The following is a 21,012-nucleotide window of genomic DNA, read 5'->3' as shown; positions in this document are numbered from 1 at the left end:
CTCGCCGGCGGGTTCGCCCTCGTCGAAGCCGATCCGGCCGAGGGAGCAGACCGCGCCCTCGTCACCGCGGTCCACCTCGTAGGAGACCCCGTCGGGCGAGGGGTTGAGGCGCAACCGGACGCGCACGGGCTCGTCGGTGACGGTGATGGGCCGCGCCCACAGCACGTCGGTGAGGGTCCGTACCCGGCCGCGCCCGGTGCGCGCCGCGGTCGCCGCCGCCAGCTCCAGGGCTGCGACCGCGGGCAGCAGGCGGACCTCGCCGATCGCATGGTCCCGCAGGAAGAACTCGTCGCCCGTCAGCGTGACGGCGAACTCCTGCCCTTCGGCGTCCACGGCCTCGGCGAGCAGCGGGTGCGCGGCCGGACCGACGGCCGGACGCGGTTTCGGCTCGGCCACCCAGTACTCCCGGGTGGCGGCGGGCGGCACCGGCAAGGAGAGCCGGGCGGGCCGCGGCCGGGGGTGCAGACGGCGCCAGTCCACGGTGGCACCGGCCACCCAGAGCCGCGCCAGCTCCTCGGGGCCGCCGCTCGCCGCGGAGCCGCCGGGTGCCGCGCTGCCGCGCGCCAGTCCGTGCGCGCCCTCCGGGTCGGCCGCGAACGCGCCCAGCCGCTCGGCGAGTTCGTCGAGCGAGGAGACGACGAGCGCGAGCCGCTCGCCGAGTTCCTGCCGGCCCGCCCACAGGGTGTATGCACAGCGCGCCAGGGTGTCGGTCCCGGTGCCGCGCTCCTCGTCGGCGCGGCGCGCGGCCCACCGGGCCAGACGGTCCGCGTACCGCGTGAGCTGCTCGCTCCCCGAAGTGGACAGCACCACCAGGTACCGCTGCGAAGAGACGTTCTGCCTGTCAGCCATCTACCGTTCCTCTGCCTCTTCGAGGACTACGTGCACGTTGCTGCCGCCCATGCCGAACGAGCTGACACCCGCCCGCCTCGGCTGGGGCTCGCCGTCCGCTCCGCGTGCGGGCTTCCAGGTCGCGGTCTCCCGCTGGAGGCGGAAGGGGCTGCCGTCGAGTTCGAGCATGGGGTTGGGGTCGTCGAGGTGGACGAGCCCCGGGAGGGTGCGGTGCCGCATCGCCAGCAGCACCTTCACCACGCCGGCCACCCCCGCGCTCGCCTCCAGGTGCCCGATGTTGGTCTTCACGGAGCCGAGCGCGACGCCCGCGGGTTCGGGCGCCCGGCCCCAGCGGTCCGCCAGTCGCGCGAAGCCGTCCTTCAGCCCCTCGACCTCGATGGGGTCCCCGAGTTCCGTGCCCGTTCCGTGCGCCTCGATGTAGCCGACGGAGGCCGGGGAGACCGCCGCCGCCTCGTGGGCGCTCACCAGCACGTCGCTCTGTGCGCGGGGGTTGGGGACGGTCAGCGAGTGGGTGCGGCCGCCGTGGTTCTCCGCCGAGCCGATGAGGACGCCGTGCACCGGGTCACCGTCGGCCCGCGCCCGGTCGAGCAGCTTCAGCATGAGCAGCACGACGCCTTCGCCCCGCCCGTAGCCGTCGGCGCGCGCGTCGAAGGTCTTGCATCTGCCGTCGGGGCTGAGCATCCCCGCGCGGCGCAGGCCGAGGAAGCCGTACGGCGCAAGCAGCAGGTTGGCGCCGCCGGCGAGTGCCGTGTCGCACTCGCCGAGTTGGAGGGCGCGGGCGGCGCGGTGGAGTGCGACGAGCGAGCTGGAGCAGGCGGTGTCGTAGATGGCGCTCTGCCCGGTGAGGTTGAAGAGGTGGGAGATCCGGTTGGCGGCGACGGAGGCGACGTTGCCGAGCAGGAAGTGGTCGTCCGACGCGGCCTCGTGCCCGAGCAGGCTGAAGTAGTCGGCGCCCGTGAGGCCGACGAAGACGCCGGTCGCGGTGCCGGAGAACTCCTCCGGCGCGAGGCCGGTGTCCTGCATCGCCTCGTGTGCGGCATGCAGCAGCAACCGCTGCTGCGGGTCCATCTGGGCGGCCTCCCGCGGGGAGACGCGGAAGAGCGGGGCCTCGAACCCGGCCACGTCCGGTACGAACGCGCCCTGGAACGCCCGGGGATCGTCGCCGCCGTGCCGGTCGAAGAGTGCGCGCGCGAAACCGCGCTCCTGCGGGTAGGGCGTCACGAGGTCGTGCTTCGCGGCGAGGTGCGCCCAGAACTCCTCCAGCGTCTCGGAGCGCGGCAACCGCGCGCCGATACCCGTGATCGCCACCGGCGGGTAGCCGTTGGCGGCCCCGACCTCGGCCGGGCGGACGGGCGCGACGCTCTCCCGGACCGTGGCCCTTCCGGCGGCCGCGGGCGCCCCGGGCTCCGCCGACGCGCCGTAGCGGGCGGCGAGTTGCTCGGGGAACCGGTCGAGGAGGTGCTCGGCGAGCGCCTCGACGGTGGGGTGCCCGTAGAAGACCGTCGGCGCCACCGCCAGGTCCAGCCGGTCGCGGAGTACGGCGCTGAGCCGGGTGAAGCGGATCGAGTCGAAGCCGAAGTCGCCCAGTGGGCGCCGCGGGGAGACCTCGTCGGCGGGGAGCTGCGCCAACTCGGCGACCCAGCCGAGGAGTTCCTCGGCGAGCGGGCCCGACGAGGGCGGTTGCGCGGGCGGTTGGGCCGTGTCGTCCGCGGCGGGGCGCTCGGCGCCGGCGGGATGCCCGTACGTGCGCACGATCTCGTCGAGCCCGAGGCGCTCCAGCGGCCCGGTGTCGATCTTCGCGTTCGGCGTCTGCGGGAAGGCTCTGAGGAAGACCAGGCGGGCGGGGACCATGTAGCCGGGCAGCCACGCCGCCGAGTCGTCCAGGATGCGGGCGGCGGCCGCCGGGTCCGCCGTCGCCGGTACGCGCACGAAGCCGACGAGCGCCGAGTGGCCCGGCGTGTCCTCGCGCAGCAGCACCCGCGCTTCCTCCACGAGGTCGCTGCGGCTCAACGCGGCCTCGATCTCGCCGGGTTCGATGCGGTAGCCGCGGAGTTTGACCTGCCGGTCGAGGCGGCCGAGGATTTCGAGGCTGCCGTCGGGCAGGTGGCGCCCCGCGTCCCCGGTCCTGAAGAGTCGCCCGGGTTCGCCGAGGAAGGCGCCGTCGGGGAACTTCTCCGCCGTCAGCTCGGGCCTGCCGTGGTAGCCGAGGGCGACCCCGTGTCCGGCGATGTGGACCTCGCCGGTGACGCCGAAGGGGACCGGCCTCCGCTCTTCGTCGAGAACGTGGATGCGGGTGTTGGCGACGGGGGTGCCGACGCCGGTGGAGCGGTGCGGCAGCACGCGGGCGACGGACGACCAGATCGTCGTCTCGGTCGGTCCGTACATGTTCCAGACCTCGTCGGCCCGGTTGAGCAACTTCTCGGCGAGCGCGGGCGGCAGTGCCTCGCCACCGCAGAGGATCTTCCCCGGAAGCCGCCCCGTCCAGCCGGCCGCGAGCAGCATCTGCCACGTCGCGGGGGTCGCCTGCACCAGCGTCGGCGCGGAGCTCTCCAGCCGCTCGCGGAGCGCGAACCCGTCCTGGACGACCTCGCTCGGGGCGATCTCGACGGTGGCTCCGCAGGTGAGCGGGAGCAGCAGTTCGAGCCCGGCGATGTCGAAGCCGACGGTGGTGACGGCGAGCAGCCGGTCCCCCGCGGCGCAGCCCGGCCGCTCCCGCATCGAGGCGAGGAAGTTGGCGAGGTTGCCGTGGCTGATCCGCACCCCCTTCGGGACGCCGGTGGAGCCCGAGGTGTAGAGCACGTAAGCCGTGCGGTCGTTGAAGCCGCCGGGTACGGGGTCCACCGGGTCGAGGCGGGGCGCCGCCGAGTCGTTCCAGTCGACCTCGTCGAGGAGGAGCACCTCGACGGGGGCCGAGGGGAGCGCGGAAGCGGACGCCGTGTCGGCGACGAGGACGGTGAGCCCGGCGTCCGAGGCGATGAACTCCAGGCGTTCCGCGGGAAACTGCGCGTCGAGGGGCACGTAGGCACCGCCGGCGCAGCCCACCGCCAGCAGGGTGACGACCAGTTCGGCCCGGCGGTCGGCCAACACACCGACGAGCGCCCCCTCCCGCACCCCGCGCTCGCGCAGCACGGCGGCGAGGAGGCGGACCCGGTCGGCGAGTCGGCGGTAGCTCAGGCTCTGCTCCGCATCCACCAGCGCCGTGGACTCGGGCGTGAGTTCGGCCTGGGCGAGGACGAGTTCGGCGGCCGTCGGATGGCAGGGGTCGTCGGCCTCGGTGGAGTTCACCTCGCGCAGGAGCTGCCGCTCGCGCGGGTCGGCGAGTTCGACGGCGCCGAGTACGCCCTCGGTGTCCTCGGCCATCCGCGCGAGGAGTACGCGGTAGTGCTCGGCGAAGCGCTCGACGGTGGACCGCTCGAAGCGGGCGGGGTCGTACTTGGCGTACACCAGCGCCCCGCCGCCGTCGCGCACCACGACCTCCAGGACGAGGTCCGACTCTCCTTCCTGCGTGAAGTCCAGGGCGTCCTCGATAAGCGTCTGGCCCGCCGCCATGTCCAGGTCCCTGCCGACGCCCTGTTGCAGATAAAAGCCGATGTCGAACTCGGCCGGGCCGCCGCCCTCCCGCCGCAGGTCGCCGACGACCTCGGCGAACGGGTACCGGCTGTGGTCCTCGGCGTCGAGCAGCTCCTCGTGCACCGCGGTGCACAGTTCGCGGACCGTCATCTCCGGCGTGCAGGCGGTGCGGAGCACCACGGGGTTGATCAGGTACCCGACGGTGCGGTCGAACCGCTGCTCGTGGCGGCCGTCGGTGGGGACCGTCACGCAGATGTCGTCCGCGCCGCTGTAGCGGTGGAGCAGCCAGACGAAAGCGGCGTGGGCCACCGTGAACGGCGTCAGCCGCAGTCGCCTCGCCGCCTCGCGGACCGCCTCCCACTCGGCGCGGGCGAGCCCCAACTGCACGCTCGCGCCCGGCGGCCGCGACGGCTGCGTCCGGTGGCGGTCGGCGAGCCGGTCGAGGACGGCTCCGCTCGACGCGCCCCGCAGCCTGCCCGTCCAGTACGCCTTGTCCTCCGCCGCCTCGGGTCCGGCGAGCAGCTCCCGCTGCCGCCGCACGAACACGCTGTAGGGGACGGACGGTTCGGGCCGCACCGGGTCGCCGCCCGTCGCGCGGCTCTCGTACTCGGCGACGAGCTCGCGCAGCAGCAGGTGGCTGGAGACGCCGTCGGTGACGAGGTGGTGGAAGACGAGCAGCAGCACCGGCCCCGACCACGGTCCGCGGACGAAGTAGGCGCGGTGGAGCGGGTCGTGCTCCACGTCGAACGGCGTGTGGATGAGCCGCCGCACCCGCTCCCGCGCCTCTCCCTCGGTGAGATGGGCGAAGTCCGACTCGGCGAGTGTGCACGGGCGGTCGGTGACGACCTGCTCCGGTCCTCCCTCCCCCGCGGCGACCTTGATCCGCAGGGCGGGGTGCCGCCGTACCACCGCGGCGAGCGCGCGCCGCAGGACGACCGGGTCGGCGTCCGGCCGCATCCGCAGGGCCAGCGGGAGGTTGTACGCGGTCGAGGCGGGGTCGTCCTGCTGGATCGCCCACAGTGCTGCCTGACCCCGGCTGAGCGGGTACCGCGACTCGGCCGGCTCGTCGAACGGGCGCGGTTCGGCTCCGTTCCGCGCGGAAGGCTCCGGTGCCGGCGCCTCCGGCGTTCCGGTTGGTGCGGGGATTCCGGGCTCCAGCAGCCCGCGCAGCAGCGGCAGGGCGCGGTCCTCCGCGAGCGCGCCCGTCGCGACCGCCTGGAGGAGGTCCCTCAACTCATCGCCCATCGGGGCCGCTCCTTCCCAGCCGCGTGACCGCGTCCTCGACTCCCAACTGCCCGGACGAGAGCAGGTGGAGGACCGAGCCGATACCGCCCTCCCGCTCCTCGGCCGCTTCCGCGGGACGGTCGAGCCGGTCGGGGAACTTCTCCCGCAGGCTGCGGGAGAACTCGGCGATGCTCCCGTCGGGGGAGAAGAACCTCGCGGGGACGCTGATGCCGTACCGGGCGCCGAGCGCCCTGGAGAGTCGACGCAGTCCGAGGGAGTCGACGCCGTAGTCCGCGAGGTCCCGAGCGACGTCGAGCGCGGCGGCGTCGATACCCAGGTGCCTGCCGAGCAGTTCGGCGATGACCTGTTCCAACGGCGCGTCGGGGGTTGCCCCGTTCCGCGCGACGGCCGCGGGTTCGGGCGACGGAGCGGCGGGGGCCGGTTCCGGCGCGGCCGGCTCGGCCGGCACCGCGCCGGCCGTCTCCGCGCCCGCCGGGCTGACCGCTCCGGGAGCGTACTCCCCCTGCGCCCCGTCCTCCCCGTACTCCTCGAACTGCTCGCCCGGCCTGAGCCAGTACCGCTCCCTGGCGAAGGGATAGGTGGGGAGCGAAAGGCGCCGCGGTGCACCGTCGGGCCACAGCAGGTCCCAGTCGACCGGGGCGCCGGCGGCCCAAAGGCGGGCGAGTTTCTCCCACTTGCCGCCCTCGACGACGAGCCGCAGGTACGCGCGGCCCTCCTCGCCCTCCAGCAGCAGCGCGGAATCCGCGCCGGAATGGCGGACGTCGCCGCTGACGAGCCCCGGCACGGCGCTCTCGCCGCCCGTCCAGGCGAGGAGCTTGTCCCGCAGCTCGTCCAGCCCCTCGGCAACGACCGCCAGCCGCACGTCCATCGGGTCCCTGCCGGCTTGCAGGGTGCGTGCCACGGCGGCCGGGGTCGCCCGTGCCGGCGGCCCGTCGAGCCACTCCGCGAGCCGGGTGGCGTAGGCGCGCAGCCGCTCCTCGTTCGCCGCCGAGAGGACGAAGACGTGGGCACGCGCGTCCGGCTGCCGCTCGCGGGCGTCCCTGAACTCCTCGACGAGCACGTGTGCGTTGACGCCGCCGAGGCCGAAGGAACTGACGCCTCCGCGCCGTGGAGCCTCGCTCCCCGCGGGGTCCGGCGGCCTGTGCCACTCCTGCCGCTCGCGGAGGAGGTGGAAGGGGCTGCCGGCGAGCCTGAGGTGCGGGTTGACCTCCTCGAGGTGGAGGTTCTTCGGCAGCACGCCGTGCTCCATCGCCAGCAGCGTCTTCAGCAGCCCGGCGAGCCCCGCGCCGGCCTCCAGGTGGCCGACGTTGCTCTTGACCGCGCCCAACGCGCAGTGGGCCTCGGGCGGTTCGCTCACGCCCCACTCGCGGTACAGCTCCTCGAACGCCGCCCTGAGGCCGTCGATCTCCACGGGGTCGCCGAGCGAGGTGCCGGTGCCGTGCGTCTCGACGTAGCTGACCGTGCGCGGGTCCACTCCGGCCTGCCGGTACGCCTTGAGCACCGCGGCGGCCTGGGCCTGCGGGCTGGGCGCGGTGAGCGAGTTGCCGCGCCCGCCGTGGTTGACGGCGCTCCCGCGGATGACGCCGTGGATGGCGTCCCCGTCGGCCACCGCAGCCGAGAGCCGCTTGAGCAGCACCATGCCCACGCCCTCGGACCGCACGTAGCCGTCGGCGCGAGCGTCGAAGGTCTTGCACCGGCCGTCCCCCGTGCTGAGCATCCCCGCGTGCCCGGTGTCCACGTGCAGCGTGGGCGAGGCGACGACGTTGACCCCGCCCGCGAGCGCCGCGACGCACTCGCCCCGCCTGATCATCCCGACGGCGCGGTCCACCGCGACGAGCGAGGAGGAGCAGGCGGTGTCGACGGCCTCGCTCGGCCCGTGCAGGTCGAGGAGGTAGGACACCCGGTTGGCCATGATCGCGTGCGAGCGGCCGACCGAGTTGTAGCCGTCGAGCGGTGTGCCGAGCGCGTGCTGGAGCTCGAAGTAGTCGTAGGAGCTGGCTCCCACGAAGACCCCCGTCGCGGTCCTGGCGAGGGCGCTCGGCGCGATGCCGGCGTCCTCGATGCATCCCCACACCGCTTCCAGCACCAACCGGTGCTGCGGGTCCATCGCCTCGGCCTCGGTCGGGGATATCCCGAAGAAGAGCGGGTCGAACTCGTCGACGCGGCGCATGAATCCGCCCCACTTGACGAGGGTCCGGAACTCGCCCGGCTCCGGGTCGCCGTAGAGGCCCCGCCAGTCCCAGCGGTCGCCCGGCACCTCGGTGACGAGGTCGTCGCCGTCCGCCAGGTGCGCCCAGAACTCCGCCAAGTCGTCCGAGCCCGGCAGTTTCCCCGCCATGCCGACCACGGCGACCGCGTCCTCCTCGTCGTCGAGGGGAACGGCGGGCGGTGGCGCCGCCGACGGCACCTGCGCCGGGCGCGGTGCGGGCTCGCGCGGTGCGGGCTCGGCCGGGGGTGCCTGGCGTGCGTAGTGGGCCCGCAGACGCTCCGGGTGGCTGCGGGCCGTCTTCTCGACGAGGTCGAGGGTGGTGGAGACGCCGAAGAAGAAGGCGGGCGTCACCTCCAGGCCGAAGAACTCGTTGAAGGCCTGGCTCAGTCGCGTGTAGGCGATCGAGTCGAAGCCGAAGCGCACCAGTTCGGCGCCGGGCGAGAGCGCCTCCCTGGACACCTTCGCCGCCTCGCAGACCAACTGGTGCACGTCCGCGCGGAGAGCGGCGCGCAGGTCCGCCTCTTCGCTGCGGTCGCGGTCCGTTTCGGCAGGCGGCCCCGGTCGCTGCGCCGCCGTTTCCCTCCGCACGCCGATCTCCGCGAGAAACCGCTCAGTTCCGCCGACCACAGCCACCTGCACCTCTTCGCTGCCGAGCACTTCGGTCAGAGCGCGCAGACCCGCCCCGGGCGGGATCGGCGCCACCCCTGCTTCCCGCAGCCGCTCGCCGTGGGACTCGGCGAGGCGGGACGTCTCCCATGCGCCCCAGTCCACGACGCGTACGGGGTAGGGGAGTCGGGCGTCGAGGGCGTGCGCGCAGGCGTCCTGGAACGCGCAGCCGGCCGCGTACCCGCTCTGCCCCGGGTTGCCGAGGAAGGACTGCACCGAGGAGAAGAGCAGCAGGAAGTCCAGCGGCTCCGCACCGAAGACCTCGGCGACGGCGGCCGTGGTCGCCGTCTTGGACCGCAGACCCGCGCGGAAGCGGTCCTCGCTCACGGAGTGGAGCGCGCCGTCCCGCAGCACGTTGGCCGCGTGCACCACGCCGTTGACCGGCCCGAACCGCTCGGCCACGGTCTCCGCGGCCCGCCTCAGTTGCGCGGGATCGCCCGCGTCGGCACGCACGTAGACGGCGTGGGTCCCGTCCGGGTCGACCTCCGCGAGGCGCTCCTCGAGCCCCTCGTCCAGGGGCGACCTGCCGAGGAGGCCGACCCGCGCCCCGTACTCCGCGACGAGATGCGCCGCGAGGTCCGAACCGATGTCGCCGGCGCCGCCGAGGATCAGGTAGACGCCACCGGGACGCAGCCTCTCCTCGCGCCGGCCGGCGGGCAGTTCGGGCGCGGGACGCAACACGGGGCGGTAGCACCGGCCTCGGCGTACGGCGAGGCGGGTGTCCGGCAGCCCGGTCGCGCCGAGCACCAGGTCGGCGGCGGTCGCCGGGTCGCGGGCGACCTCCTCGAAGGCGAGGTCGAGGAGGGCGATGCGCCAGGACGGGCACTCGCGCCCCAGCGACCTGGCGAAGCCCCACAACCCGGCGGCACCCGGCGTCCGGACGGGGCTGCCGTCGACCGCGCAGGCGTCGGTGGTCACCACGGTCACGTCGGTACCGGCCGACGCCGGCCGCGCCAGGAGCCCGCGGACCAACCCGAACAGGGCGAGGACCCCGGTCTCCTCCTGCGCGTCCAGCGAGCCGAGGTGTTCGGCGTCGGGCCGTCCGACCCCGGCGAGGAAGTGGACGGCGGCCGGCGCGACCTGCGCCGCGGCGTCGAGATCGTGCGGGCGGTCGGGCCTGATGCGGACGACGGTGCGGTCGGAGAGCCGCTCGGCGAGCGCGTCGGCGAGCGCGGCCCCGTCCTCGGTATGGACGAGCCACACCGGGCCCGCCGCGTCCCGCGGGCCGTCGGGCAGCGGAGCCTCTTCCCAACCCGGCACGTGGAGCAGGCCGCCGGCCGGCTCCGCGCTCCGCTCGGTGTCCGCCGCCTCCCTCTCCGGAGCCGGTGCCTCGAACCAGCAGCGCACCTCCTCGAAGGGGTAGGTCGGCAAGGAGAGCAGCCGGGGCCGCGAGCCGTCGCGCAGCTCCGCGAAGTCCACCGCGCCGCCGCCGACCCAGCGTTCGGCAGCCGCCCGGCTGCCGCGCGCCTGCCGCGCGGCGCCCCCGTTCCCGGGAGGGCCGGTGACCAGCCCGGGGGCGTCCGCGCCGCGGGCGTGCGCCGCGAGCGCGGCGATGAGTTCGGCGGGGTCCGAGGTCACCACGGCCAGCCGGCACTCCATGGCGTCCCTGCCCACTCGGAGGGTGTACGCAAGATCGGCCCACCTCTCCCGGAGCGCGGCGGCCGACCAGCCCTTCACCTTCGTCTCCAACGCGGCGGCGTAGGCACGCAGAGCGCTCGGAGTCCGCGCGGAGAGGACGAACACCTGCTCGTTCGGGGCGGGTTGACGCTCCCCTCCGGCTGCCGGCTGAACGGCCTCCTCCAGCACCACGTGCGCGTTGACCCCGCCGTAGCCGAAGGAGCTGACCCCGGCCCGCAGCGGAAGCTCCCGCCCCCGTTCGTCGCGCCGGCGCTGCCAGGGGGTCGCGCCGGTGACGAGTCGGAACGGGCTGCCCTCCAACCGCAGATACGGGTTGGCCTGCCGCAGGTGGAGAGAGGGCGGCAGCACGCCGTGTTCCATCGCCAGCAGCATCTTGAGGACGCCGGCGATGCCCGCGGCCGACTCCAGGTGGCCGATGTTGGTCTTCACCGCGCCCAGCGCGATACGCCCGTCCTCGGGCGCGGCCTCGCCCCGGTCGGCGAAGAGCCGCGCGAACGCGCTCTTCAACGCGTCGATCTCGACGGGGTCGCCGAGTTGCGTCCCCGTGCCGTGCGTCTCCACGCAGCCGACGGAGGCCGGGTCGACACCGGCGCGGCGATACGCCTGCACGAGCATCTCGGCCTGGCCCACGGGGTTGGGCGCCGTCAGCGACCGCGCCCGGCCTCCGTGGCTCACGGCGCCGCCGCGCAACCAGCCGCGGACCCGGTGGCCGCCCGCCTCCGCCCGGCTCCGGCTCATCAGGACGACGAGCCCCACGCCCTCGCCGCGTACGAACCCGTCGGCCCCGCTGTCGAAGGTCCGGCAGCGCCCCCGCGGGCTCAACATCCCGGTGCGCTCCAGGAGTTCGTAGTTCCGCGGAGAGAGGAGCAGGTTGACGCCGCCCGCGACGGCGACGGAGCTGCTGCCGCTGCGTATCGCCTCGGCAGCCCGGTGCAGGGCCACCAAGGAGCTGGAGCACCCGGTGTTCACCGGCTCGCTGGGGCCGCGCAGGTCGAGGCAGTACGAGATGCGGTTGGCGAGGATCGAGTGGGTGTTGGCCGTCGCCGCGTAGGCGTCGGCCGGCACGCCGGCCGCCGTCTGCAACTCCTCGTAGTCGTGGGAGCCCGCACCGACGAAGAGCGCGGTGTCCGAGCCGGCGAGCGTGCCAGGGGCGATGCCGGCGTCCTCCAGGCCCGTCCAGACCGCCTGGAGGAAGAGCCGCTGCTGCGGGTCCATCCCCTCGGCCTCGCGCGGCGAGATCCCGAAGAAGAGCGGATCGAACAGGTCGACGTCCTCGACGAACGCGCCCCTCCTGCCGGGCGCTCGCAGCGCTTCCCGGTCCGCGGGGACCTCCGTGACGAGATCGTCGCCGGCCTCCAGACGCCGCCAGAACGCCTCCAGATCGGCGCCGCCCGGCAGCCGCCCGGCCATGCCCACGACGGCGACGGGCTCGTCCGCACCGGAAGCCGCCGCGGGCACGGCAAACGCGGGTTCCGGCGGCGTGTGCGGGAGCCCGCCGTTCGGCCCGTCCGACTTCCCGGTTGCTTCCGACTCCCCGCCGGAGGCCGCGGGACCGGTACCGCCGTACCTTTCGCGCAGCAGGACCGGGTGGTCCGCCACGAGCTTGTCGACGAGCGCGCGCAAGCTCGGCGTCTCGTAGAAGACGGTCGGGCTGAGGTCGAACCCGAACTCCTCGTTGAGCCGCCGGGCCAGCAGGCTGTAACTCACCGAGTCGAAGCCGAAGGCGCCGAGGTCCTGCTCGGTGTCGAGGTCCTCGACGGCGATCCCGGACGCGTCGGAGGTGAGCCTGAGCAGGTCGCCCTGGACGTCGGCGCGCAGCGACCCGTCGTCGGGCACCTCCGCGGCCGCCGCCCGTACGGGCTCGATCGGGGGAGCCGCCGGAGGCGCCTCGGCCGAGGCGCCGCGCTGGGCGACGAGCACGTGCTGGAAGTTCTCCGACGTCCGGCGGGCGTCCGGCAGCGCGGCGAAGCCCTCGAAGCCGCACCGGGCGGCCGCTTCCCGCCAGCCTGCCGCGTCGAGCAGCGGGGAGCCGGGCAGCCGGCGTGCCGGGTCGTCGTGCTGCCACCAGCCGTCGAGCAGCCCGTAGACGACGGTGGACTGCACGGTCACGGAGGTGAGTTCGTTGAGGAAGAGCATGCCGCCCGGGCGCAGCGCCGTCCTGGTGTGGACGAGGGTGCGGTGGACGTCGCGGGTCGCGTGCAGCACGTTCGCCGCGACCACCAGGTCGTAGGAGCCGGGCTCGAAGCCCTGCGCCTCGGGCTCCCGGTCGATGTCGAGCCGCTTGAACCGCAGGAAGGGATAGGCGGAACCGTATTCGCGCCTGCCGTGTTCGAGGAACGCCGCCGACAGGTCGGTGTACGTGTACTCCAACCGCTCGCCGTACGGGGCCAGTTGCCGCAGCAGGCCGGCCGTGGTGCCGCCGGTCCCGGAGCCGATCTCCAGTATCCTGACCCGCTCCTCGCCCTCCAGCGTGGAGAGCCGCTCCCGCACGGCGGAGAGCAGGCAGCGCTCCAACGCGCCGTTGTAGACGTCGCTGATCGGATTGCCCTTGTAGAGGCCCTCCATGAGGGAGGTGCCCGAGCCGGGGAAGAGCAGGTCGGTGGCGAGTACCTCGCCGCGCAGCAGTTCGGGGTAGCGGCGCAGGCACATCGAGAGCAGCCGTACGAAGACGGCGAGGTCGGCCCGTTCGTCGGCGAGCGCGTCCAGCCGCGCCGCGTGGTCCTCTTCGCGGCAGCGGGCGAGCGCCCCGGGCGCGGGGCCGTAGCGTCCGGCCGCGGCACGGAGCAGTCCGGCCTCTTCGAGGATGTCGAGCACCTTCGCCAACAGCCGCTCGTAGCGGGGCACGACGCCGATCCGGCCGGCGATCGTCGCCGGGTCCGCCGCGTCCTCCGGTCCGTGCCAGGCGCCCATCCCGTCGAGGAGCCGCAGCAGCCAGCCGACGGCGGCCTCGGTCATCCGGGCGTCGAGCGCGTGGAATGCGGCGATGGACGCCGCGCCCGCCTCGTCCAGTACGAAGCTCTCCGCCATGCCGTCCGGGTCGGCCGCCGCCTCCCGGGCCGCGGACGGGGACGGGGACGGGGACGCGGACGCCAAGTTCAGCCGCCGCAGCAGCCGTTCCTCCGCCGGGAGCGCCAGCACCTGCGGCTGCTCGCCGGCGAGGGCGCGCAGCAGGGTCCGCCACCCCTCGCGCGGAGCGATCGAGCGGAACCCGGCGTCGAGGAGCCGCCTCCCCTCGGCCTCGCCCGATACCGCGCCGACCGTTCCCCAGTAGCCCCAGTCGACGGCGCGGACGGGGAAGGGCGTGCGCGCGTCCAGGGCGTGGGCGTAGGAGTCCTGGAACGTCGACCCGGCGGCGTAGTGGGCGAGTCCGGGATCACCGAGGAAGGCCTGCGCGGAGGAGAACAGCGCCAGGAAGTCGAGGGGTTCGTCCCGGAAGACTTCGGCGAGGGCGACCGTCGCCCGGGACTTGGCGGCCAGCCCCGCCAGCATGTCGGCATCCGCCAGGTTGCGGACGAGGCCGCTGGTGTTCACCAGAGCCGCCTGGATCACGCCGTGCACCGCTCCGAACCGCTCGCGCACCCGGGCGAGGACGTCGCGGAGCTCCGCCTCCCGCGCGGCGTCCGCCTGGAAGTAGGCGAGATGCGAACCGTCCGGATCGGCCGCGGCGATCCGCCGCTCGCGCTCTTCGTCGAGCGGGCTCCGCCCGACGAGCGCGACCCGCGCGGCATGCTCGCCGGCGAGGAACCCGGCGATCCGCGCACCGATACCGCCGGCGCCACCGATGATCACGTAGGTGCCGCCGGTGCGTATCCCGCCACCCGCGGGCGCGGGGAGGGTGGTGGCGCGCAGCGCCTGCTCGTACCTCACACCCCCGCGGTACGCCACCCGCACGCCGCGGGCCGGCGGTTCGGCGAGGAGGCGGTCGGCCACCTCTCCCCAGGACGCGCCGCCGCTGCCACCGAGGTCGACGACGGGGCACGACCACTGCGGGTGCTCGCTCTCCAACACCCGCGCCATGCCGGCGAGACCCCCGGCGCCCGGGTTGGTGACCGGCGAACCGGCCACCGGCCATACGTCGTTGGTGACGATCGTCCAGCGGAGCGGTCCCGCGCCGGCGAGCGGGACGGCCAGCCGGGCGGCGGTACGGAAGAGCGCCCGCACGCCCGCCTCCTCGGCGCGCTCCAGCGCAGGCAGCGCTTCCGTCGCCGTGCCGTCGTGGAGACCGCCGAGGAAGTGGACGGTGCCCAGCTCGGCCAACTCCTCGCGCAACACGGCAGGTCCCTGCGGGTCGGCCGCGTCGATCAGCCAGTGGCCCTCCCCGAGCCGCTCGGTGCGGCCGGCCAGTTCGGCGCGCACCACCCGCTGGTGCGGGTGGCGCTGGGCGAGCGCCTCGGCGAGGCCACGGGCGGCTGCCGCGTGGACGATGAGCACAGAACCGGTGGAGCCGCCCGGTGCGGCGGGAGCCGCAGCCGGTTCCCAGACGGGCACGTAGGTGAACTCGGAGCCCGAGGGAGCCTCGGGCTCGGCCCGGGACGGCTCAGGGCTCTCGCTCCCGACCCAGCAACGGCGCCTGGTGAAGGGGTACAAGGGCAGTGCGACCCTCCTCGGCGCGCTCCCGCGCCACAACTCCCGCCACTCCACCGGTACGCCGGTCACCCAGAGCCGGGCGAGCGCGGCGAGGTCGCGGCCGGCCAGGGCCTCCCGTACGGCGCCCTCGTCGGCGCTCCCCGCCTTCGCGCCGGTGGACACCGAGCCGCGGTGCACGCGCCCGTCGGCGCCGTGGGCCGCGAAGTCCCGCAGCGCCTCCCGCAGTTCGCCCATGTCGGAGACGACCACGGCCAGGCGTTCCGCCATGGCCTCCCGCCCCGTCTGCGCCGTGTGGGCGAGCTCGGCGAGGGAAGGTCCGGCCTCCGCGTCCGCGCCGTCCGGCCGAGCCGTCCCGGAGAGGTGCTCGGCGATCTGCGCCAGGGTGGAGTCGAGGGCGAGGCGGGGCGCGGGGCCGGAGTCGGAGAACCGCTCGGCGAGCTGCTGCTCGAAGCGGCGCAGGTCGGCCGTGTCCAGCCCCCACTCGTCGAGCGCGGCCTCGGCGCCCGGCGTCTCTCCCGTCAGTCCGGACAACTCGGTTGCGATCCGGAGCAGTTCGGCGTCGTCCGGACCCCCGGCGTCCCGCGGGACCGGAGAGCGCCGCGCGTCGAGGAACTCCACGTAGCGCTCGGCGAGCTGCCGCAGGTTCTCCTCCTTCTTCGCCGACAGCACGACGAGTTGCGGAGCCCCCGCTTCCTCGTACGCCGGCGTCTCGGGTGCCTCCTCCAGGACCACGTGCCCGTTGGCCCCGCCCGCCCCGAAGGCGCTCACCCCCGAACGCCTGGGGATCGGCCGCCCCTCCCGCGCGACGCTCCGCGCCCAGGGCGCCGTGGTCCGCTGCACCCGGAAAGGCGCCGCGTCCCAGTCGACGGCCGGGTTGACCTCCTCCGCGTGGAGGGAGGGCGCCAGGGTCCGGTGCCGCATCTGCAACAGCACCTTGGTCAGGCCGGCGATCCCGGCGGCCGGTTCGAGGTGGCCCAGGTTCGACTTCACCGAGCCGATCGGCACCGGCTCCCGGCCGGCTCCCCTCGCTCCGAAGACTCGTTCGAGCGCGGCCATCTCGATCGGATCGCCGAGCGCTGTCCCTGTCCCGTGGGCCTCCAGGTAGCCGATCGTGGCCGGGTCGACGCCGGAGCGCTCCAGCGCGGACCGGAGGAGGCCGGTCTGCGCGTCGGGGCGCGGCACGAAGAAACCGCCCGACCTCCCGCCGTGGTTGACGGCGCTTCCCTTGACGACGCCGTGCACCGGATCGCCGTCGGCGAGCGCCCGTTCGAGGGGCTTGAGCAGCACGGCGCCCACGCCCTCGCCCGGCACGTAGCCGTCCCCTCCCGAGCCGAAGCTGCGGCAGCGCCCGTCGCTGGAGAGGAAGCCCGCCTGGCTGAGGTAGAGGTACTTGTACGGGTGCGCCGCGACGTTGACGCCGCCGGCGAAGGCGAGCTCGCACTCCCCCGCGAGCAGGCTCTGGCAGGCGAGGTGGAGCGCCACGAGCGAAGAGGAGCACATCGTGTCGACGGCGAGGCTGGGCCCCGTGAAGTCGAAGAAGTAGGAGACCCGGTTCGCCACGGACGAGGAGAAGGAGCCCGGCAGCACGGGCAACCGCTCCGGCGCCTCCAGGCCCAGCATCTGGTACTGGTTGAACATCACGCCCGCGAAGACGCCGACCCGCGAGTCGGCCAAGCCCTCGCGGGTGCACCCCGCGTCCTCCATGGTGTGCCAGACCGTCTCCAGGAAGAGCCGCTCCTGCGGGTCCATCCCCTCGGCCTCGCGCGGTGTGATCTGGAAGAAGTGCGGGTCGAAGTGGTCGGCGTCGTCGAGGAAGCCGCCCCACTTGCTGACCGAGCGCCCCGGGGTGTTCCGCTCCGGGTCGTAGAAGTCCCGCTGCGGCCAGCGCTCCTGCGGGACCTCGCCGACGCAGTCGCGGCCGGCCGCGAGGTTCCGCCACAGCTCGTCGACGTCGCGCGCGCCCGGATAGCGTCCCGCGAGGCCGATGACGGCGATGTCGCGGCTCGTGTGCCGCGGTTCGTCGGCAGGTCGGGGCGCAGCCGACACGTTCGGGTGCGGAGCCGGTCGGGACGGGGGCTCGTCGGCCGCGGCGAGCGGCAGGTCGAAGGGCGCCCCCGGGACCTTCGCGTCCAAGGAGCGCAGGATGCGCCGGCGTTCCCCGTGGAAGAGGACCAACTCGGCCTCCCCGCGGCCGAGTCCGGCACGGAACGCTTCGGCTCCCGGCTCGGCGGTGAGCGGCGACTGGCCGTGCCTGCCGAAGTAGGCGTCGGTCGACGCGTCCGTCCGCATACCGCCGCCGTCCCAGAGCGGCCATCCGAACGCGAGGCTGCTGCCCGGGCGTCCGGCGGCGTCGCGTGCACGCGCGTACGCGTTCACGAAGGCGTTGGCGACCGCGTAGTCGGACTGCCCCGCGTTGCCCACGGTTCCGGTGACGGAGGAGAACAGCGCGAAGAAGTCGAGCGGTTCGCCCCTTGTGGCCTCGTCGAGGTGGCAGGCGCCGCGCACCTTGGGCGCCAGCACCTCGCGCACCTGCGACGCCTCCTTGTGGCGCACGAGCCCGTCCCGCAGCGTGCCCGCCGCGTGGAGGACGCCGTTGACCTCCCCGTACCGCGCACGGGCCTCGCGCACCACCCGGGCCATGTCCGCCGCGTCCGCCGCGTCCGCCCTCAGGTAGCCGACCTCGGCGCCGTACCGCGCTTCGAGCGCGCGCAGCTCGGCGCGGACCTCCTCGTCGAGTTCGGAGCGGCCGAAGAGGACGAGCCGGGCCCGGGCCTCCCGGGCGAGCAGCGCGGCGAAGAACCGGCCGAGCACGCCGTTCCCACCGCTGATCAGGTACACCCCGCGGTCCCGCAGCGAGGGCGCGGGCGAGTCGGTGAACGGCACCTCCCGGTAGCGGCGTACGTACCGCCGGCCGTCCCGGTAGCGCACCCACGCCGGCGCTCCCGGCGTCAACTCCCGTCGCAGCAGCGCCGAAAGAGCCCCGGCGCCGAGCGGCGACCTCCCGAACATCTCGACGACGGCGCAGCTCAGCCCCGGCTGCTCGATACGGATCGTCCGTGCCGCACCGGTGAGCGCGGCGGGCACCGTCGCCGCCGACTCGTCCCCGGGCGAGGCGAGATGGAGCAGCGGAAGCTCGACCCGCGCCGGGAGTTCGAGCAGCGCACGGGCGAGCGCCAGCAGCGAGACGGCGTCGGACTCGACGGCCTCCGGCAGCCCCGTACCCGGCTCGCGACCCGAGTGGACCACGGCGTCGGGGAGCCGACCGTTGCGCGCCAGGTCATCCAGGAGCAGCCGGTACTCCTCCAGCGAGCCGGGGCGTGCCACCACCGTCTCCGGACGATGCGGGAGCCGGCGTGCCGCCTCCTCCAACTGCGCCGTCGATCCGGAGGGTTCGCCGACGAGCAGGAGTCGGCGGACCGGCCGTTCCGGGGCCGCCTCCGGCTCGGGCTCCGGGCTCCACGTCCCGGTGAGGCAGAGTGTCTCGGCGGCGGCCGGTCGGGGCTCTTCGGCCGGTGCGGGCACGTCCGCCGGGCGTGCCGCCTCCGGGGGCACCAGGTCGGCGAGGTAGGCGGCGACGCTCTCCACCGTGGTGTGCTCGAAGAGCAGCGTCGGGTAGAGGTCGATCGACCAGCGCTGTTCCAACGCCCTGACGAGGCTGAGCAGTTGCGCGGAGTCCAGACCCAACTCGTAGAAGCCGCGGTCGGTTTCGATGGTCTCGGCGTCCTGCCCGAGGAGCGCCCCTACGGCGTCGAGCACCCCTCGTCTGAGGGCGTGCCCGTCACCGGGGCGCTCCGGCGTGGGCGCCGGTCGCCCGTCGGCCGGGGACGCTTCGGCGTGCTCCGGCGTCCCGCCCACGGTGAGCCGGGTGATCAGTTCGCGTGACCTGATCCGCTTCAGGACGAGCTTCTCGAACCTGGCCAGCAGGAGGCCCTCCGCGTCGACGAGGTCGATGTCGGCCTGGAGGACGTCGTTCCCCTCCCCCGCCGGCTCCCGCAGTCCGAGCCGCACCCCGCAGGCGGCGCCGAGGGGACCCGTGGCCCGGAACGCGCCGATGTGGAAGGGGATCAGCGGCCGGGGGTCCTCCTCCTCGCCGGAGTACGCGAGCGCGTACGTCTGCATCGTCGCGGCGTCGAGCAGCGCCGGGTGGAGCAGGAAGTCGTCGCCGCTCTCCGCCGCCTCCTCGCCGAGCGCGATCTCGGCGGACATCCCGTCCGCCGCACGCCGGAAGGTGCCCGCGCAGGTCATGAAGGAGCGGTGCCTGATGTCCGCCGCGGCTCCCAGCTCGTACACGCGCTCCACGTCGGTGGGCTGCCCCGTTCCGACGGGCTCGGCGGCCGGCTGCGGGGCCGGCAGGTCCACATGGAGTTCGGCCTCCATGTGCGACGTCCACTCCTCCTCCGGCGGCCGCCCGTGCGGCAGCTTCCTGCTGCGGGCCCGCACCCGGCGCCAGGCGCGCCCCGGCTCCACCTCCACCTCGATCTCGCGGTCGAACTCCGCGTCGGTGACCACGGGTTCGACGAAGAGGACGTCGCGCAGGCCGACGCGGTCCAGCGCGAAACCCCGCTCGTCGAGCAGCCGGTAGACGAAGTCCAGGAACGTGACTCCGGGCAGCGTGCGGACGCCGTGCACGCGGTGGTCGTCCACGAGGGGGTTGTCGCTGGTGAGGGTCGCTCGGCAGCGGAGGACTCGGTGCGCTTCCACGGCGTTCTCTTCCTGGTCGTCCACGGTCAACCGGTAGGCGGGAAGGTCAATTCGAGGCGGGCCGACCGGTGTCGGCCGCGTGCCGCTCCCCGGCGGGCGGGGTCCGGCCGGGCCTTCCGCTGCGGCCAGAACGGCTGCCGTCGGTAGTCGGGAGGCGGCAACGGCTGCCGGCGTCCGGCCACGGGGGCCGTGTCCGGGGCGCGGCGCAGGATCAGGTGCGCGTTGGTGCCTCCGAATCCGAACGAGCTGACCGCCGCCCGCTCCAGCGCCGCGTCCCGGCGCTCGGTGACCGGGTAGAAGGGCGACTCGGAGAAGGCGAACCTCGGGTTCGGCGTGGCGCAGTTGAGCGTGGGCGGGAGCTGCTGGTGCCGCAGCGCGAGCACGGTCTTGATCACTCCGGCCACGCCGGCGGCGCTCAGCAGATGGCCGATGTTCGTCTTCACGCTCCCGACCCCGCAGAACTCCGTGTCGGCGGTGCGGCGCCGGAAGGCGGTGGTGAGCGCCTGGAGTTCGATCGGGTCGCCGACCATGGTGCCGGTGCCGTGCGCCTCGACGTGGCCGATGGTGCGCGGATCGATGCCGCCGCGCTCCAGGGCGGCGTGGATCAGCTCCGTCTGGGCACGTGCGCTGGGCGTGGTGTAGCCCATGGTGTGCCCGTCGTTGTTGACCGCGCCCGCCTCGATGACGGCGAGCACCCGGTCGCCGTCCCGCTCGGCCTCGTCCAGGCGCTTCAGGAGCAGCATCCCCGCGCCCTCGCCCGGCACGAACCCGTCGGCCGCCTCGTCGAAGGTGTGGCACCTTCCCGTGGGGGAGAGCGCCTTCCCCTCGCTCAGCAGCAGGTAGGGGTCCTCGTCCAGGAGCAGGTCGACGCCGCCCGCGAGCGCCAGCTCGCTCTCCCCCGCGGCGAGGCTCTGGCAGGCGAGGTGGACCGTGACCAGCGAGGAGGAACAGGCGCTGTCCACCACGAGGTTCGGCCCCGACAGGTCGAAGAAGTGCGAGAGGTGCGCCGCGATGAAGTTCTGCCCGAGTCCGACGATCGCCTCCCTGGGCAACGGCCGAAGGTGCTCGCGGTAGTTGGCCGCACGCGTGCCCAGGTAGACGCCGACGCCGCGCCCCTTGAGTCCGTCCTCGCGGTACCCCGCATCGCGCAGGCACTCGGCGCCGACCTCGAGCGCCTTGCGGGCCAGCGGGTCGAGGTGGCGGGCGGTCCGCTCGTCGAAGCCGAAGTACCCGGGGTCGAAGAGCGCGGCGTCGTCGATGAACCCGCCCCACTTGCTGACGCTCGTGCCGGGGCCGCCGTCGGAGGAGTAGAACGTGCCCACGTCCCAGCGGTCCGGCGGGACTTCGGCGATGTGGCTGCGTCCCTCGACGAGGTTCCGCCAGTAGGCGTCCGTTCCCCCGGCGCCGGGGAACCGGCACGCCATACCGATCACGGCGACCGGCACGGGCCCGGTCGGCGCCGCCGCGGAAGTGGCGCCCGCGGTAAGGGACTCGGGGACGGAGCCCTCCGTCGAGGCGCCCGGCGACGCCGCGTCGCGCGGTCCCGG

At 74.4% G+C, this 21,012-nt stretch carries 4 protein-coding genes (1 of these 4 only partly in view); all 4 read right to left on the bottom strand.

Going from position 1 to position 21,012, the window contains the following annotated elements; genetic code table 11:
* Positions 1-849, bottom strand: part of the annotated coding region (locus UWG_RS0123575) for an SDR family NAD(P)-dependent oxidoreductase (RefSeq protein WP_016909662.1) (this coding region is incomplete at its 3' end). Its footprint begins 9,682 nt before the window's first position; 849 of its 10,531 annotated nt are in view.
* The gene (locus UWG_RS0123570) at positions 850-5,664 is read right to left on the bottom strand and encodes a non-ribosomal peptide synthetase (RefSeq protein WP_016909661.1); all 4,815 of its coding nucleotides are present in this window, start codon (positions 5,662-5,664) and stop codon (positions 850-852) included.
* On the bottom strand, positions 5,654-19,495 hold the full coding sequence (locus tag UWG_RS0123565; protein WP_016909660.1) for an SDR family NAD(P)-dependent oxidoreductase: 13,842 nt from the start codon (positions 19,493-19,495) through the stop codon (positions 5,654-5,656). Before UWG_RS0123565 ends, UWG_RS0123570 begins: the two co-directional genes overlap by 11 nt.
* A partial coding sequence (locus tag UWG_RS30860; protein ID WP_033196331.1) for a beta-ketoacyl synthase N-terminal-like domain-containing protein occupies positions 19,492-21,012 on the bottom strand: 1,521 nt, incomplete at its 5' end. The genes UWG_RS0123565 and UWG_RS30860, both read right to left, overlap by 4 nt.

Origin of the sequence: Streptomyces xiaopingdaonensis (genome assembly GCF_000262345.1) — a bacterium.
GTDB lineage: Bacteria > Actinomycetota > Actinomycetes > Streptomycetales > Streptomycetaceae > Streptomyces > Streptomyces xiaopingdaonensis.
This window is presented reverse-complemented; position numbering and strand designations above follow the sequence as displayed.

What these genes read in the sequence shown, in the direction of transcription:
- UWG_RS0123570 (WP_016909661.1), bottom strand. Translation starts at nt 5,664, where the DNA reads ATGGGCGATGAGTTGAGGGACCTCCTCCAGGCGGTCGCGACGGGCGCG.